A 12,921-nucleotide genomic window follows, 5' to 3' on the forward strand; every position below is an offset into this window, starting at 1 on the left:
CTGAATAGCTGGATGCTCAGTATTCTTTTTTGGCAGACTCGTTTTATTATAAGAAAGCAGGGAAAAACAATACGTTCACTTCGGTTTTACCGCTGTTTCACAACGGAAAAGTCGACTGCAAATGAATAATTTGTGCGCTAATGAGTAGCAGCGGGAGAAATCATGATCGACGATCTTGAGCAGAATTTGCTGTTTCGTTACATGGGTACTCACAGTCCGTGGTGGCGATTGTCGGCAGACAGCAACGCTCTGCACCTTGCCGCCAGCGAAAATGCCGATGCGACTCAGGTGGTGACGCTGGACGATGAACAAGCCACGTTGATCCGCCAGTTAACGGTAATTACCTCCAGCATTTCAATGAACCTCTCCCTGTATGGCGAAGAGGTTCCCGTGCATCTTGTCGGCCGCAAAATCACCCGAAACGAGTGGGCCGGCACGGCATCGGCCTGGAACGATACCCCCTCCGTAGCACGCGATCTCGCTCAAGGACTCTCCTTCGCGGAACAGGTGGTTTCGGAAGCGAATTCCGTCATTGTAATTCTCGATCAGCACGGCAATATTCAGCGTTTTAATCGCCTGAGCGAAGAGTATACCGGTCTGAAAGAGCAGGAAGTGATCGGTCAGAACGTGTTCAAATTGTTTATGAGTCGCAGCGAGGCGGCAGCCTCGAAGCGAAATATCACCGGTTTCTTCCGTAACGGCAGCTCCTACGAAGTTGAACGCTGGATCAAGACGCGGAAAGGACAACGCTTGTTTCTGTTCAGAAACAAATTCGTTCACAGCGGCAGCGGTAAAAACGAAATATTTCTTATTTGCTCCGGCACCGACATTACCGAGGAACGTCGGGCGCAGGAGCGCCTGCGCGTGCTGGCCAATACCGATACCATCACCGGTTTACCCAACCGCAATGCCATCCACGAACAGATCTCAGACGCCATCAACCATCGGGGCGAAACGCAGGTTGGCGTGGTGTATCTTGACCTGGATAACTTCAAAAAGGTCAACGATGCCTACGGGCATATGTTTGGCGATCAGCTCTTACAGGCGGTTGCACTCGCCATTCTGAGTTGCCTTGACGAGGGGCAGGTCCTGGCCCGGCTCGGCGGCGATGAGTTTATCGTGATGGCCACGAATACGTCTCAGGGCTCGCTGGAAGCGATGGCGTCGCGCATTCTGACCCGCCTGCGCCAGCCGTTCAGAATCGGGCTGATTGAGATATATACCGGCTGTTCTTTGGGGATCGCCCTCGCGCCGCAGCACGGGAACGATCGGGAAAGTGTGATTCGCAATGCCGATACGGCCATGTACACCGCCAAGGAAAATGGCAGGGGTAAGTTCTGCGTCTTCTCCCCTGAAATGAACCAGCGCGTATTTGAGTATCTTTGGCTGGACACCAATCTGCGTAAAGCGCTGGATAACGATCAGCTTCTGATTCACTACCAGCCTAAAATGACCTGGCGCGGTGAGGTCAGAAGTCTTGAGGCGCTGGTCCGCTGGCAGTCGCCGGAGCGCGGCTTGATCCCACCGCTGGAATTTATCTCTTATGCCGAAGAGTCCGGTTTGATTGTGCCACTGGGGCGCTGGGTGATGCTCGACGTGGTTCGTCAGGTGGCGAAATGGCGTGACAAGGGGATTAACCTGCGCGTGGCCGTGAACGTCTCTGCACGTCAGCTTGCCGACCAGACGATTTTCAGCGATTTAAAGCAGGCGCTTAAGGATCTGCATTTTGAGTACTGCCCTATCGACGTCGAGTTAACAGAGAGCTGTCTCATCGAAAACGAAGAGCTGGCGCTTTCGGTGATCCAGCAATTCAGCCGACTCGGGGCACAAATACATCTGGATGACTTTGGTACGGGCTACTCTTCCCTTTCCCAGCTGGCGCGTTTTCCTATTGACGCCATTAAACTCGATCAATCTTTTGTCAGAGATATTCATAAGCAGTCCATCTCCCAGTCTCTGGTACGCGCCATTGTCGCAGTGGCACAGGCCCTGAATCTGCAGGTGATCGCCGAGGGGGTGGAGAATGCAAAAGAAGACGCCTTTCTGACTAAGAATGGCGTCAACGAACGGCAGGGTTTCCTTTTTGCTAAGCCGATGCCCGCTGCCGCATTCGAGCGATGGCTAAAACGCTATCAGGCGCGACAACAGCGCTAGCTGGCCTTGCGTAAGCCCGCCGCATGATGGCGGTTTTGCAGCATCACCAGACGCTCCATGTAGGCTATATCTTTCGGCTCAAGGCAGAATGCGGCATCGACCCAGTCTTCGGTAATATCCATCAGCTCACTGCGTGGCAACTGCAGAACGCGCGTACGAGCACGCAGCATGGCTCTTACGCCGTTCAGTTTTGGCCGCAATGTGTCTATGAAGGTCCTGACCGAGACGTAGCTTTGCCCGGGTTCATACAGCACATCCACCAGCCCGTGCTGCTCGTACCATTCTGCCGTGTGGGACTCCCCTTTGTAGATGAGCTCCTCCGCCAGCTTCATGCCTGAACGTCGTGCGACCAGCGAATACCCCCCCATCCCCGGGAACAGATTAAAGGCAATTTCCGGGAAACCTAACCGGGCATCACGCTGAGCCAGGACAAAATGGTGCGCCAGCGCTGCCTCAAATCCGCCGCCTAATGCGCTGCCTTCGACCATTGCCAGCGTGATGGCCCCCGTATCAAACCCTCTTGACGCCGCATGGACGCAATCAACACAGGCGCGGGCATACGCCCGTAACGCTTCACGCCGCCCGTTCTGAATGCACTCGACGAAGAACTGCAAGTCCCCTCCCACGTTGTACATTTCAGGAACAAGCGAGCCGGTAACCCAAAAATCGACCGCAAAACCCGACTGACGGACCAGCCAGGAAAGGTTCATGATCTCCTCAATTAAGGCATGGTTGAAGCAAGGACGCGGCTGAGCCCGCAGCATCATCCAGACGGTGCGTCGCTCCGCCTCGTAATACCCTGAGAGCTGCGTGAAACGTTCAGTATCGGTAAACAGTGTACAGGCAGGCTGATTGATAACTGTCATAGTCCAATTCCTCATATAAAAAAGCGCCTTGCGCGCAGTTTTAGACTAATCCACCGATTAAGCCTGCTATATGAGGGGGAATAAATTTATCACTTTCATTTATGTAATTTCGTTATCGCATTTTTTCCCTTCTCTTTTGACCCCATTTTCTGCATCATTGAAATTATTCACTTTTCGCTCCCGGGGAGAGATTATGTCTACTATTGATCCACAAGCTGTAGCACAACGTATTGATACCGTGCTGGATATTCTGGTAGCGGGTGATTATCACTCTGCGATCCGTAATCTCGAGATCCTGAAGTCTGAACTTCTTGCTCAGAATGGCGCTGACAACGCCCCCGAAAACAAACAGCCAAAAGCGCCGTGGGAAGTGTAATCCCACCGTTTCCGACCTCGTTTCGCTTTATTAAATGGATGCTATGAATTCCCGACAACAACTCATTTTGCAGATGGTCATCGATCAGGGGCGTGTAAGCGTGGTCGATCTCGCTAAAACCACCGGCGTCTCCGAAGTCACCATTCGTCAGGATCTTAATCTGCTGGAAAAACAGAGTTACCTGCGCCGTGCGCATGGTTATGCCGTGCCGCTGGACAGCGACGACGTTGAGACGCGCATGATGAATAACTACGCGCTTAAACGTGAACTGGCTGAGTTTGCCGCATCACTGGTAAACCCTGGCGAGACGGTCTTTATTGAAAACGGCAGCAGCAACGCCCTTCTGGCACGGACGCTCGCGGAACAAAAAGACGTGACTATCATCACTGTCAGCAGCTATATCGCCCATTTACTCAAAGAGACGCGCTGTGAGGTCATTTTGCTGGGTGGCATTTACCAAAAGAAAAGTGAAAGCATGGTGGGCCCGCTGACCCGGCAATATGTTCAGCAGGTGCATTTCAGTAAGGCCTTTATCGGCATTGACGGCTGGCAGCCGGAAACAGGTTTCACCGGCCGGGATATGATGCGCACTGACGTGGTGAATGCCGTACTGGAAAAAGAGTGTGAAGCCATTGTGCTCACTGACAGTTCCAAATTTGGCGCCGTCCATCCTTACACAATGGGTCCCGTCTCACGCTTCAGTCGCGTCATTACCGACGAACGGTTAAGTGACGAGCATCGTAATAAGCTGGAAGAAGACGGTCTGATTGTCGATATTATTAAAACGTCCGCCTGAGTCCATTTCGCGCCCGTCATTCGGGCGCCTGCATATCCCTTCGTCTGAGACGATTCCTAACCCCCCTTTAAGAGTTTTTACCTGTTTAACCCGCATTAAAGTCGTAAAATTAATGTTAGCGATATAACAGGAAGTGACTATCACTTGCGTGATTACGTAACGCCTGCGCGACCAGCTTTCACGGAAAAAAGAATTAGGTATTCGTTTTGTCTATACTTAACGTGTACCTCTTTCCGTGAATCGATAATTCAGGAGAAAGTATTATGACCTTAACCAGCAAAAAATTAGCCGCCGCTGTTCTGGCAATCACTGTAGCAATGTCCCTGAGCGCATGCTCTAACTGGTCTAAACGTGACCGTAACACCGCCATTGGTGCCGGTGCAGGTGCACTCGGTGGTGCAGTCTTAACAGATGGTAGCACGCTGGGTACATTGGGTGGCGCTGCTGTCGGTGGTATTATCGGTCACCAGGTTGGCAAATAATTATTCTATAAGCCTTCCCGACATCGCGATTTAGCGTCGCATTTCTGGTCTGACTTACGCACGTATATATCACGAGCCACGGCATTTGCCGTGGCTCATTTATTTTAACCGCCTGCCAGTTTGACTTTCATGCCTTTTGCTTCAAGCAGCGATTTAATTAAATCGCGTTTATCACCCTGAATTTCGATAATGCCGTCTTTCACGGCCCCACCGCAGCCACATTTCTTTTTCAACTCAGCCGCCAGTTTTGTTAGTTCAGCATCATCCTGGTCAATTCCTGAGATAAGGCAAACCCCTTTCCCTTTTCGTCCACTGGTTTGACGCTGGATACGCACAATACCGTCGCCCTTCGGACGTTCCACTTTGGTTTTCGGCTCATCTATGCGCCCACTCTCCGTTGAGTAGACCAGACGACTGTTGGAATCGGTCATTACGCCCCCTTTTTCAGTGATGCGTTGATTGCCTTAAGCGTCTCTGCCGGGTTAGCTGACTGCGTTACTGGCCGCCCGATAACCATATAATCCACACCAGCAGCCAGCGCCTGCTCAGGCGTCATAATACGGCGCTGATCGCCTACGTCGCTGCCTGCCGGACGAATACCCGGCGTGACCAGTTTAAAATCTTTGCCCAGTTCTGATTTGAAGCGGACCGCTTCCTGTGCGGAGCAGACGACGCCATCCAAACCGCAGTTCTGCGTCAGACGCGCAAGACGCTCGGCATGTTCGGCAGGTGACAATGTCACGCCAAGATCGCGTAAATCACTTTCGTCCATACTGGTCAATACGGTCACCGCAATCAGCAATGGCGCATCTTTCCCGAACGGCAGGAGGGCTTCACGTGCGGCAGTCATCATTCTCGCTCCGCCCGACGCATGGACGTTGACCATCCATACACCCAGCTCTGCGGCGGCGGCAACGGCGTGCGCCGTGGTATTCGGGATGTCATGGAACTTGAGATCGAGGAAGACATCGAAACCACGCTGCTGCAGATCGCGGACGATTTGCGGTCCAAACAGCGTGAACATCTCTTTACCAACTTTCAGACGGCAATCGCGAGGATCGATACCGTCGACAAAGGCCAGTGCAGCGTCACGCTTATTGTAATCAAGCGCGACAACAACAGGAGAATCCGTAATAACGTGGGAAGTGGAGGAAGTAACAGACGTCATGACCAGCCCTTTTCGTCTATGGGCGCGCAGCGGCGCGGAACAGATAAACGGCCAGCATTCTACCTGCCGCCGCCGCAAATTGACAGAATCCATTTGCGCCCCTGCCAGGCTGGCACACCGCACGGTGTTAAGGAAGGGGTAAAAATCAACAGTATGTTGTAACTAAAATGAGGTGTTTTAAAAAATTACTGTCCGTCAAGACCACGGATTGGCTTGATGGTGGACCAGGCCCGGCAGGAAGGACAATGCCAGTAAAGCGTATACGCGGTAAAACCACACTTCTGGCAACGGTAGCGCGGTTTACTCCGCACCTGCTCGCCGACCATGTCGCGCAGCACCATCAGGCTCTCTTTGGCTCGCCCTTCTTCTGCGTCGTTCAGGTGGTAATCCATCAGTTTATGGAATACCCGCATCGTCGGATGACGCTGTAGCTGACGGGTAATATACACCTGCGCGGTGTCGGTCCCTTCGTACTGCTCAACCACGTCTGAGAGCATCAGCTCTGCGGTTGCGCCGGTATTCTCTTCCACGCAACGGCGCAGGAATGCTACCCACTCTTCCTGCTTGCCCAGCTGTTGATAGCAGGTTTGCAGCATCTCCAGCGTTTCACTGACCAGCTCTTTGTCCTGGTCAATCACCCGGAGCAGGCTTTCAACGGCTTTGGCGTAATCGCCATTCGCCATAAAAACGCGTCCCATCATGATAGAGATACGCGCGCTATTGCGATCTGCTGCTGCACCTTTCTTCAGCAACGCCATGGCTTTGTCCATGTCGTCGTTGCCCATCTGCTGAAGGGCAAGTTCACAGTAGAAATGGGCTATCTCAACACGCTGCTTATCTTTACCCAGCTTCACCAGCCGCTCGGCAGTATCAATGGCTTTTTGCCATTCGCTGGTGGCCTGATAAATTTGCAGTAATTGCTGCAACGCACCGATACGGAAATCCGTTTCATCAATCAGCTGCGAGAACATATCTTCAGCGCGGTCGTACAGCCCGGCAGCCATGTAATCGCGCCCCAGCTGCTGGACCGCGAGGAGACGTTGTTCGTAGGTCAGCGAGGCGCTTTCCATAAGGGTCTGGTGGATACGGATGGCACGGTCAACCTCGCCACGTGAGCGGAACAGGTTACCGAGCGTGAGATGGGCTTCGACGGTCCCCGTATCCTCTTTCAGCATATCGAGGAACAGGTCTACCGCTTTGTCCTGCTGATTGCTCAGGAGGAAGTTCACCCCCGCAACGTAGTCGCGAGAGAGACGGTTAGCCTCATCCTGCTTTGTTTGTTGCGCACTTCTGCGGCCCATATACCAGCCATAGGCAGCGGCTACAGGCAAAAGCAGAAACAACAACTCCAGCATCGTCGATTATTCCTTTACGACCGGCACACCAGAGCTTTCCGGAATGTCGGACGCAGGCGCAATGTTATGCTCAAGTCGTTTAATTTTACGTTCAGCGCGTGCAAGAGAAACACGGACTTTCAGCCAGAACAGACCACAAACCAGCCAGCCAATGGCAAAGCCTGCGGCAAACAAGACCGCAAGCAGACTTGATACGCGATACTCGCCCTGCGCCAGCAGATAGTTAAACGTCACCTGTTGATCGTTTTGTGCACCCAATGTGACTGAAATGACAAAAATCGCCAATACCAGTAAGAAAATGAGTAAATATTTCACATTACTTCCCGTTATGTGGTTCAAGCGAATAAAGTGTGTTCAACTTACCGCAATCAGCCTTATAAACTACCATTTTAGCGACGGGCGCGAAACGGAAAAAGTGACGCACACGTCATGGATTTATGGGCGAAATGCGCAATATCAACCGTCAGGCGTCGCTTTGCTCCCTTTCGGCGATTTCTTCTTTCTCTTCAGGCGGTGGCGTAAGCGGGCCACAGAGTCGTTCCGCAAGCCAGGTTGCCAGCGTCACCAGCAGCCATGAGATCAGCGTAGCGACCACCAGGTCCCGTGGCCAGTGCATCCCCAGCAGCAAGCGGCTGCCCATCACTCCCGTTGCCCAGATCAGTAATATCCCGATGGTAACCGTTCGACGTCGTGGCCAAAGCAGCCCAACAGCCAACAGCGCCCAGCTGGCCGCAAACATCGTGTGGCCGGAAGGAAACGCGAAGCCCGTCTCTTTTTGCCAGTGTTTACGCAAGAACTTCGGAATATCCTGCTGTTCCGTAAGCTGTTCTTTCACCAGCGCACCGCGATCTTTACGCTTTAAATTGTAGAACTCATCTACCGGAATATGGTGTGTTTTTTCCAGCCAGACGACAAACGGTCGTGGCTCCTGAACATGGTCTTTCACCCAGGACTTAACGCCCTGACCAATAACAATCGCACCACCCAGGATAGCAAAGAGCATCAGCGCCGCGCGCAGACGAAAACGCAGGCACCACAGGAACCAGCCACAGAGAATGATATGGGTGATAATTCCCCACGGTTGCGTGACCGTCTCCGTTACCCAGTACAACGTTTTCAGCCACGTGGCATTCTGCCCGGGCTGCCACATCCAGCCGGAGACCCATACGGTCAAAGGCATAATCAGTAAAATGGCCGCGCCTGCTGCCGTACGTCTGGCGATTGAAAGCATGTCTTCTCCTTTTACGCTAAGCCTCACAATCATAACTGAAATTCATCCGATGGGTGGAGATGTCGGATCGTGCGTTTAACGTTCATATAGCATGGTGCCCATTAGGCGAACGTGCTGAGCTTGTGGCAAAATGAACAGATACAGAAAGTAAAACAGGCGCAAGACACGAAACGTGTCAGCCTACTCTGGAGAATCACATGCAGCTTAAACGTGTGGCAGAAGCCAAACTGCCAACCCCATGGGGCGATTTCCTGATGGTGGGGTTTGAAGAACTGGCAACCGGACAGGATCATGTTGCGCTGGTCTACGGCGATATTTCAGGGCAGACGCCGGTGCTGTCCCGCGTCCATTCGGAGTGTCTGACCGGCGATGCGTTGTTCAGCCTGCGCTGTGATTGCGGTTTCCAGCTGGAAGCTGCCCTTTCTCATATTGCCGAAGAAGGCCGCGGTGTGTTGCTCTATCACCGTCAGGAAGGTCGTAATATTGGCCTGCTGAATAAAATCCGCGCATACGCGCTGCAGGACCAGGGCTACGATACGGTAGAAGCCAACCATCAGCTCGGTTTTGCCGCCGATGAACGTGACTTCACTCTGTGTGCGGACATGTTCAAGCTGCTGGGCGTCGACGAGGTTCGTCTGCTGACGAACAACCCGAAAAAAGTGGAAATCCTCACCGAAGCGGGAATCAACATTGTCGAACGTGTGCCGCTGATTGTTGGCCGCAACCCGAAAAATGCCCACTATCTTGATACTAAAGCCGCCAAGATGGGCCATCTGCTGAAAGAGTGAAAGTAAAAAGCCCGGCATAAGCGCCGGGCTTTTTTATCAATCGAGCATCTTACGAATCACATAGTGTAAAATGCCGTCGTTCTGGTAGTAGGTCAATTCGGTTGCCGTATCAATACGGCACCGGCAGTCCAGTACCTCCGTCTTCCCGTCAGCTCGCGTCAGCTTCACCGGCACCGTTTTACCCGGCTGCAGGTTTTGCAGACCACTAATATCAATCTGCTCTTCTCCGGTCAGCCCCAGCGTTTTACGGGTTACGCCCTGCGGGAACTCAAGCGGCAGGATCCCCATGCCGATGAGGTTCGAGCGGTGAATACGTTCAAACGATTCGGCGATCACCACACGAACGCCCAGCAGCCGCGGCCCTTTCGCCGCCCAGTCACGGCTGGAACCGGAACCGTACTCTTTCCCGGCAATCACCGCCAGCGGCGTACCTTCCTGTTGATATTTCACGGCTGCATCGTAAATCGACACGACGTCCGTCCCCGGCAGATGGCGCGTCATCCCCCCTTCCACCCCCGGAACCATTTCATTACGAATGCGAATGTTGGCAAACGTGCCCCGCATCATGACTTCATGGTTACCGCGGCGCGAACCGTAGGAGTTAAAATCGCGGCGCTCCACTCCCCGGCTTTGCAAATAACGGCCCGCCGGGCTATCGGCTTTGATACTCCCCGCCGGAGAGATATGGTCAGTGGTGACAGAATCCCCCAGCATGGCCAGGATGCGCGCCCCATGAATATCTTTAAGCGGCGCAGGCTCGGCGAGCATCTCATCAAAGAACGGAGACAGACGAATATAGGTCGAGTCATCCTGCCAGTCATAGGTGTCCGACCCCACGACATTGATGGTTTTCCATTCCGGCGTGCCTTCGAAGACCTCCGCATACTCTTTGCGGAACATTTCTGTAGAGACCTTTTCAACGGCCATCGCAATTTCACGCGAGGACGGCCAGATATCTTTCAGGTAGACGGGATCGTTCTTGCGATCGTGACCAATCGGATCGGTCACCAGGTTAATGTTCATGTTCCCGGCCAGCGCATAGGCCACCACCAGGGGCGGCGAAGCAAGCCAGTTGGTTTTGACCAGTGGATGAATACGCCCTTCAAAGTTACGGTTGCCGGAAAGAACGGCGCCTACCGTCAAATCGCCCTGCTTGATCGCCGTTTCAATGGGCTCAGGCAGCGGACCGGAGTTACCAATGCAGGTCGTACAGCCATACCCCACGAGGTTAAAGCCCAGCTCATCAAGATAAGGCGTCAGCTTAGCCTGCGCCAGGTAATCCGAAACCACTTTGGAGCCCGGCGCCAGCGAGGCTTTGACCCACGGTTGAGGTTTCAGACCCAGTTCAACCGCTTTTTTCGCCAGCAGACCGGCCGCCATTAAAACACTGGGGTTTGAGGTGTTGGTACAGGAGGTGATGGCGGCAATCACAACCGCCCCGTCCGGAAGTTGATATTGATGGCCGTTCAACACATAGTCGATGGGACGATGGTCTTTTTTCGCCACGTTGACTTCCAGCTCATTGCTGGCGGCAAAGGCTTTCGGCACGTCTGTCAACGCGACGCGATCCTGCGGACGTTTTGGCCCGGCTAGGCTTGCCTCAACGCTGCCCATATCAAGCTCAAGCGTACTGGTAAATACCGGTTCATCGCCCGGATTGCGCCACATGCCCTGCGCTTTGGTATAGGCCTCTACCAGCGCCACCTGCTCTTCGCTGCGTCCGCTCAGACGCATGTACTCCAGCGTGACGTCATCAATTGGGAAAAAGCCACAGGTTGCGCCATATTCTGGCGCCATGTTGGCAATGGTCGCCCGGTCAGCCAGGGGCAGCGAATCCAGCCCGTCCCCGTAGAACTCAACAAATTTACCCACCACCCCATGCTTACGCAGCATCTGGGTAACGGTGAGTACCAAATCGGTCGCGGTAATGCCTTCTGAAAGTTTTCCTGTCAGCTTAAAGCCCACGACATCCGGAATCAGCATGGAGACCGGCTGACCGAGCATGGCGGCTTCCGCTTCGATTCCGCCGACACCCCAGCCCAGCACGCCGAGGCCGTTAATCATGGTGGTGTGGGAATCTGTACCCACCAGCGTATCCGGATAAGCCACCCACTCTTTGTCCTGTAATTCGCTCCAGACGGCTTTACCGAGATACTCAAGGTTAACCTGGTGGCAAATACCCGTGCCCGGTGGAACCACGCTAAAGCGGCTGAATGCCTGCTGGCCCCACTTCAGGAAAACATAACGTTCGTGGTTACGCTCCATCTCCAGACGGACGTTCTCGCCAAAGGCATCGTCATCACCGAAATGGTCAACGGTCACGGAGTGGTCAATCACGAGGTCAACGGGGGAAAGCGGGTTCACTTTGGCCGTATCGCCGCCGAGGCGTTTAACCGCCTCGCGCATCGCGGCGAGATCCACCACGGCGGGCACACCGGTAAAGTCCTGCATCAGGACCCTTGCCGGGCGGTAGGCGATTTCTCTGTCGGCATGGGCATGCTTCAGCCACCCCGCCAGCGCCTGGATATCATCGAGCGTGACGGAATCACCGTCCTGCCAGCGCAAGAGGTTTTCCATCAGAACTTTCAAGGACTTGGGTAAACGCGAAATGTCCCCAAGCGTTCTGGCAGCCAGCGGCAGGCTATAGTAATGCCAGGTTTTATTTTCTGCCTGTAATGTGTCCTTACTGGCTTCGCGTAGGGTTAACGACATAAGCTCCTCCTTAATTACAGAGATGTCCTGACAATCATCAGGGCCGTAATTAAAGATAACACAAAGATGTCGTAACGTTTTGATAACAACCCGAATTGATAAATTTAGGAATGGTCCAGAGGACGTCAAAACAAAAAACCCCGCCGCAGCGAGGTTTTATCATTTAGCGGATGGCCAGCCAGATGAGCTGACTCCAGAACAGGATCGACAGGGTAAACACGCCAATCCATGACCAGTATTTGTGAGACGTCATGTTATTCATCATAGGGACACCAGGCATTATTTATTAAACATTCCGAGGCAGGTCCTCAGTGCGATATTGCTGATGTGTATTTATTAAAGAGTACAAAGGTGCATAGTCGTTATTCAGACCCAATGCATCATTACGCAAAAAACTAAATTATTGTTTTTTGGGTTCGTCTTCCGCGAACACATCAATAAAGGCTTGCTGCTGCGGCGTCAGTTTCCAGGATGCAGGCACAACTGTCGCAGGAGCCTTACGTCCTTTGTGGACAGTGTCATGACGCTGACACATCTGTTTTACCGTTTCTGTACGTACCGTCACTGCCATATTCAACCCCAATATTTCCAGGCCAGGAGAGCAACCATCAGCCAGAACAGGGCGGAGACGAGAAAGACCGCCAGCCAGGCTTTACGCTTGAGCGCAGGATCCCTTTGCGGTTCTTCACTTCCTGAAGGCATTGCTAACCTCATACAATCGATATCGCTTATCATTTAGGACCAAACAATTGGTACAATTAATCATCTGTTGAGATAAATCCTAAAGAAACTTTAGCCGAAAAGCCAGTGAATTTACGCATCCGGAGGTATGAAATATTCATTCTTTTGACCACAAATAAATATTTGAAAAGAAAAATTTGCGTAGCCGTTAATTAGTTTCTATTTTTGTCGCCAATTCACGACATTAAAACCATACAAAATAAAAGGATAATGACAATATATGGCAGGGAGAGCGCAGATGATGATAATTCT

Annotated in this window: 14 protein-coding genes; 5 read left to right on the forward strand and 9 right to left on the reverse strand. The window is 52.8% G+C overall.

Features of this window, described 5'->3' with window-relative positions; all coding sequences use genetic code 11:
* Positions 1-162 precede the first annotated feature (162 nt).
* The gene (gene pdeR, locus ACOTY9_RS03230) at positions 163-2,154 is read left to right on the forward strand and encodes a cyclic di-GMP phosphodiesterase (protein ID WP_014884078.1); all 1,992 of its coding nucleotides are present in this window, start codon (positions 163-165) and stop codon (positions 2,152-2,154) included.
* Here pdeR and ACOTY9_RS03235 read toward each other — a convergent pair.
* Positions 2,151-3,020, reverse strand: a complete 870-nt coding sequence (locus ACOTY9_RS03235) for a crotonase/enoyl-CoA hydratase family protein (protein WP_348565464.1) — start codon at positions 3,018-3,020, stop codon at positions 2,151-2,153. The two genes, pdeR and ACOTY9_RS03235, sit on opposite strands and share 4 nt — an antisense overlap.
* Before the next feature lie 193 nt (positions 3,021-3,213).
* Between ACOTY9_RS03235 and ACOTY9_RS03240 the strand changes: the two genes are divergently transcribed.
* The 3 genes from ACOTY9_RS03240 (at position 3,214) to osmB (ending at position 4,674) form a co-directional block, all read left to right on the forward strand.
* Positions 3,214-3,396: a hypothetical protein gene (locus ACOTY9_RS03240; RefSeq protein ID WP_014884080.1), complete on the forward strand. Its 183-nt coding sequence runs from the start codon at positions 3,214-3,216 to the stop codon at positions 3,394-3,396.
* Between the two features lie 43 nt (positions 3,397-3,439).
* A complete protein-coding gene (locus ACOTY9_RS03245) occupies positions 3,440-4,192 on the forward strand; it encodes a DNA-binding transcriptional regulator YciT (protein ID WP_014884081.1) in 753 nt (250 codons plus the stop codon).
* Between the two features lie 263 nt (positions 4,193-4,455).
* Positions 4,456-4,674 (forward strand): osmotically-inducible lipoprotein OsmB, encoded by a 219-nt coding sequence (gene osmB / locus ACOTY9_RS03250; RefSeq protein WP_008501216.1) that lies wholly within the window; start codon positions 4,456-4,458, stop codon positions 4,672-4,674.
* Positions 4,675-4,778: 104 nt separating this feature from the next.
* Here the strand turns inward: osmB and yciH are convergent, their stop codons facing one another.
* From yciH to pgpB, 5 genes are all read right to left on the reverse strand, one after another.
* Positions 4,779-5,105, reverse strand: coding sequence for a stress response translation initiation inhibitor YciH (gene yciH / locus ACOTY9_RS03255; RefSeq protein ID WP_014884082.1), 327 nt, complete (start codon positions 5,103-5,105; stop codon positions 4,779-4,781).
* Positions 5,105-5,842: an orotidine-5'-phosphate decarboxylase gene (gene pyrF, locus ACOTY9_RS03260; protein ID WP_047626731.1), complete on the reverse strand. Its 738-nt coding sequence runs from the start codon at positions 5,840-5,842 to the stop codon at positions 5,105-5,107. The genes yciH and pyrF overlap by 1 nt, the downstream gene beginning before the upstream one ends.
* Before the next feature lie 185 nt (positions 5,843-6,027).
* Positions 6,028-7,197 carry a lipopolysaccharide assembly protein LapB gene (gene lapB / locus ACOTY9_RS03265; protein ID WP_088126678.1) on the reverse strand — a complete coding sequence of 390 codons (1,170 nt, stop codon included), beginning with the start codon at positions 7,195-7,197 and terminating at the stop codon, positions 6,028-6,030.
* A 6-nt stretch (positions 7,198-7,203) separates the two neighbouring features.
* On the reverse strand, positions 7,204-7,512 hold the full coding sequence (locus ACOTY9_RS03270) for a LapA family protein (RefSeq protein WP_014884085.1): 309 nt from the start codon (positions 7,510-7,512) through the stop codon (positions 7,204-7,206).
* 148 nt (positions 7,513-7,660) lie between these two features.
* Positions 7,661-8,428 carry a phosphatidylglycerophosphatase B gene (pgpB, locus tag ACOTY9_RS03275; RefSeq protein WP_023330548.1) on the reverse strand — a complete coding sequence of 256 codons (768 nt, stop codon included), beginning with the start codon at positions 8,426-8,428 and terminating at the stop codon, positions 7,661-7,663.
* A gap of 197 nt (positions 8,429-8,625) precedes the next feature.
* Here pgpB and ribA point away from each other — a divergent pair, with 197 nt between their 5' ends.
* Positions 8,626-9,216: a GTP cyclohydrolase II gene (gene ribA, locus ACOTY9_RS03280; RefSeq protein ID WP_008501210.1), complete on the forward strand. Its 591-nt coding sequence runs from the start codon at positions 8,626-8,628 to the stop codon at positions 9,214-9,216.
* A gap of 36 nt (positions 9,217-9,252) precedes the next feature.
* On the opposite strand, the gene acnA is transcribed toward ribA, so the two are convergent.
* The 3 genes from acnA to ACOTY9_RS03295 form a co-directional block, all read right to left on the reverse strand.
* Entirely contained in the window at positions 9,253-11,928 is a 2,676-nt protein-coding gene (gene acnA / locus ACOTY9_RS03285; protein ID WP_023338386.1) for an aconitate hydratase AcnA, read from the reverse strand.
* 163 nt (positions 11,929-12,091) lie between these two features.
* The gene (gene ymiC / locus ACOTY9_RS03290; protein ID WP_014884088.1) at positions 12,092-12,190 is read right to left on the reverse strand and encodes a small membrane protein YmiC; all 99 of its coding nucleotides are present in this window, start codon (positions 12,188-12,190) and stop codon (positions 12,092-12,094) included.
* A gap of 311 nt (positions 12,191-12,501) precedes the next feature.
* Positions 12,502-12,642, reverse strand: coding sequence for a YmiA family putative membrane protein (locus ACOTY9_RS03295; protein WP_213391151.1), 141 nt, complete (start codon positions 12,640-12,642; stop codon positions 12,502-12,504).
* Positions 12,643-12,921 lie beyond the last annotated feature (279 nt).

It is taken from the genome of Enterobacter cloacae complex sp. SHL012 (assembly GCF_049237505.1).
GTDB lineage: Bacteria > Pseudomonadota > Gammaproteobacteria > Enterobacterales > Enterobacteriaceae > Enterobacter > Enterobacter kobei.

What these genes read in the sequence shown, in the direction of transcription:
- pdeR (WP_014884078.1), top strand. Translation starts at nt 163, where the DNA reads ATGATCGACGATCTTGAGCAGAATTTGCTGTTTCGTTACATGGGTACT.
- ACOTY9_RS03235 (WP_348565464.1), bottom strand. Translation starts at nt 3,020, where the DNA reads ATGACAGTTATCAATCAGCCTGCCTGTACACTGTTTACCGATACTGAA.
- ACOTY9_RS03240 (WP_014884080.1), top strand. Translation starts at nt 3,214, where the DNA reads ATGTCTACTATTGATCCACAAGCTGTAGCACAACGTATTGATACCGTG.
- ACOTY9_RS03245 (WP_014884081.1), top strand. Translation starts at nt 3,440, where the DNA reads ATGAATTCCCGACAACAACTCATTTTGCAGATGGTCATCGATCAGGGG.
- osmB (WP_008501216.1), top strand. Translation starts at nt 4,456, where the DNA reads ATGACCTTAACCAGCAAAAAATTAGCCGCCGCTGTTCTGGCAATCACT.
- yciH (WP_014884082.1), bottom strand. Translation starts at nt 5,105, where the DNA reads ATGACCGATTCCAACAGTCGTCTGGTCTACTCAACGGAGAGTGGGCGC.
- pyrF (WP_047626731.1), bottom strand. Translation starts at nt 5,842, where the DNA reads ATGACGTCTGTTACTTCCTCCACTTCCCACGTTATTACGGATTCTCCT.
- lapB (WP_088126678.1), bottom strand. Translation starts at nt 7,197, where the DNA reads ATGCTGGAGTTGTTGTTTCTGCTTTTGCCTGTAGCCGCTGCCTATGGC.
- pgpB (WP_023330548.1), bottom strand. Translation starts at nt 8,428, where the DNA reads ATGCTTTCAATCGCCAGACGTACGGCAGCAGGCGCGGCCATTTTACTG.
- ribA (WP_008501210.1), top strand. Translation starts at nt 8,626, where the DNA reads ATGCAGCTTAAACGTGTGGCAGAAGCCAAACTGCCAACCCCATGGGGC.
- acnA (WP_023338386.1), bottom strand. Translation starts at nt 11,928, where the DNA reads ATGTCGTTAACCCTACGCGAAGCCAGTAAGGACACATTACAGGCAGAA.
- ymiC (WP_014884088.1), bottom strand. Translation starts at nt 12,190, where the DNA reads ATGAATAACATGACGTCTCACAAATACTGGTCATGGATTGGCGTGTTT.
- ACOTY9_RS03295 (WP_213391151.1), bottom strand. Translation starts at nt 12,642, where the DNA reads ATGAGGTTAGCAATGCCTTCAGGAAGTGAAGAACCGCAAAGGGATCCT.